The organism is Vicinamibacteria bacterium (assembly GCA_035620555.1).
In the GTDB taxonomy this organism is placed as follows: domain Bacteria; phylum Acidobacteriota; class Vicinamibacteria; order Marinacidobacterales; family SMYC01; genus DASPGQ01.
Genome location: DASPGQ010000735.1, coordinates 1 through 2,792 on the forward strand (window position 1 = coordinate 1; position 2,792 = coordinate 2,792).

General features: G+C 61.7%; 3 protein-coding genes. All 3 read right to left on the reverse strand.

Annotated elements, in window-relative coordinates; genetic code table 11:
- Positions 1-1,013 (reverse strand): glycosyltransferase family 4 protein (locus VEK15_29580; protein HXV64886.1); only part of this gene is annotated, 1,013 nt, incomplete at its 3' end.
- Positions 1,010-2,059 (reverse strand): glycosyltransferase family 4 protein, encoded by a 1,050-nt coding sequence (locus VEK15_29585; GenBank protein ID HXV64887.1) that lies wholly within the window; start codon positions 2,057-2,059, stop codon positions 1,010-1,012. The genes VEK15_29580 and VEK15_29585, both read right to left, overlap by 4 nt.
- A gap of 10 nt (positions 2,060-2,069) precedes the next feature.
- Positions 2,070-2,792: hypothetical protein (locus VEK15_29590; protein ID HXV64888.1), on the reverse strand; the 723-nt coding region annotated here is incomplete at its 5' end.

Here is a 2,792-nt window from a genome sequence, read left to right on the forward strand (position 1 = left end):
TCGGGGAACTCCGCGTACGGTCCGGTGTTGGAGACGAGAACGGGCTTCCCCATGCCCATCGTCCGCATGAGCGTGCCCGATAGCTCACCCGTCGAGGGGAAGCGAAGATTCAAAACGACGTCCGACGCAAGCATGTAGAGATAGAATCGCTCCATGGGCTGGCGGCCGACGACGACGAGCCGTGGACCGATCTCATTCGCGCGAACGAGGTCGGCGAGAGGATAGGATTTCTGTATCTCACCCACCACGAGAAAATAAGCGTTCGCTCCGCTCGCGAGAAGCTCTCGAAATCCCTGAATGGCCTTGTCCACTCGTTTCGCGCGAGTGACGAGACCGAACGAGGAGATGAGGAAGGCGTCTTCCGGCAGTCCGAGCAGGCGTCGAGCCTCTCGCGGCGTGCCGGCCGGTACGCCCGGCGGCGGCGCGTAGTGGTGGGGCGCGCGTCCGATGAACTTTCCCACCGGCATCGCACCGAAGCGACGCTGTAACCACTGCTGCATGTAGCGGGTCAGCACGAGTACGCCGTAGCTCCTCTCCAGCATTCGCTCGCACAAAGGAAATTTCGAGGTCAGAAGCTCGCTCCCGAGAGCGGCCGCCACTTGACGTCCGAGCGCCGCCCCGCGGGAGCCGTAGGCGCGCTTCATCTCCGAGAGGTAGAGCGCCGGGTTTCCGCGCTCGACCGACATTCCCAGGAACAAATGCTGGAGCACGAGATCGTGAAGCACGACCACTCCGGGAAATCGGAGAGCGGCGTTGAGAGCGTAGCGATGGAACGAGCTGTTTCCCACTTGATAGACATTCAGATCGAAGCACTCTCGCTCCGAGAGCTCCTCGAAACGTCGCGCGGGGTACCAGGGGAAGGAGCGCACGATATCGGGGTTGTCGGGCTCGTAATCATCAACGAACAGATGAATGTCGAGCCCTCGATCCTTCAAATGCGGGAGAAGCTCCTCGCTGTAATCGGCAACGCCGGTGCCTTGAGGGGAGAGCGGGCTCCAGAAGGCAATCTTCATCGCAGCGGCTCGGTGAGCGAGTCGAGGACGCGCTCCCACGAGATCCCGGCCACCTTGGGCCGGCCGGCCTCGCCCATCTCCCTGGCGCGATCGCGGTTGGAGTAGAGCTCGTTCACCGCCGCCGCCACGGCCTGCGGCTCGGGCTCCACGACGAGACCCGACTCGCCATGCTCGACGAACTCGAGCGTCCCGCCCGAATCCTTGCAGGTGACAACCGGTCTCCCCGAAAGGAAAGCCTCCAGGGTCACGTATCCGTAGTCTTCGTCCACCGGCGCATAGAGGACGGCAAAGGCCGACGCGTACAAGTCGAGAAGTTCTTTCTCCGGCACGAACCCGGGGAAGTGAACGCGGTCCGAAAGGCCCAACCTCTCCACCTGGCGCTTCAGGTTCTCGAGTTGCGGACCCCGGCCGGCGAGGACGAGTCTCGCGGGAGGAACCACGTAGCGGAAGGCCTCCACGAGGAGGTCGCAACGCTTCAGCTGATCGAGGCGGCCGACATAGAGCGCGTGATCGCCGAACCCGTTCGAATGATAACGGCCGACGTACTGGGGAGGCGGATAAAGGGGCTCGGACGCGATCCCGTTGAACCGATCGAGCCGCGTCGAGACGTTCCTGGAAATGGTGAAGATCCGACGGGACTCCCTGAGGGTCTTGTTGTCCAGCCGGTGGATGGTCCGTCGGATCTCCTGCTCCTCGGGGTCATCGGTGAAGCTGCAGTAAGCCGTGCCATACAGGTCGTAAACCTCGCGGTGTTGGTGAAACAGCCACGTCACTTTCATCGGGTGTCGCACCAGGTAGGAGGGGAACTTGGTCGGGATCACCAGGTCGATGGGGACTCCGTTGGATTCCGTCAGCTCGGCGAATCGCCACATCAACGCCTGCTTGATGATGTCCTGGACCGGATACCACTTGAAGGGGATGTTCACCACGTCGACGAGGTAGCCCCTCGTCTTGAGCTCCTTGGCCAGCTCTCCGACGAGGATCTCGGCACCACCAGTGATGAAGGGGGCCTGAACCCCGCAGACGCAGATGCTTTTTCGCGGCATCCGATCCCGGCTAAGGGTTCCGTGTCGAAAGCCGATTCCAGCGGTCGACGAGCTTCTTCAGCTCTTCCTTCGTTTCGCGCAGCATGCCTTCCAGGTACAGATGGTTCTGCTCCGCCGACTCGAATACGAACTCGATCCGCTCGACGAGGTCGTGAACGTGACGAATCAGCTCCTGTTGCAGGATGAGGTGTCTCTCGTCGATCTCCTCCATCCGTTTGCCATGGAGTCCCAGAATCCGATCGTAGTGGCGGCTGATGCGGTCGATTCGCTCGTCGACGTAGCTTACGAGCTCGTTGTCGAATCGGACCTGGAGGGAGTTCATCCTCACCTGGCGCTCGATCAAAGGGCCAAGCGCCAGGCGCGCCAGCCGATGCATCGCACCCCGAAATGGAAAGAACAATCGCGCCCAAAGACCGACCGGCGGTTCTGCCAGGGCCCGTGATACGTCCCAGATCTCGTTTAGCTCCTCGCGGTCAGGTGAATGGGGTGAGGTCAGGACTTCGTGGCTCTCGAGCGGGGGAAGAGCCCGACGGGGAACAGAATTCGTGTCGTAAGGTGGGAGCTCGGGACCTCGGTCAGCCTTCCGACGAGCCTCCTCGCGCAAGTCCTGGATCTCTTCGATGATGCGGTCTCGGAGGGGCTGCTCGCTATCTGAAGAGCCACTCACGCCGGCAGTTTGTAACTTTATGCCGCGGGCTGTCAACAAGACCTCGAGAAGCCGGTCTGGAACTTT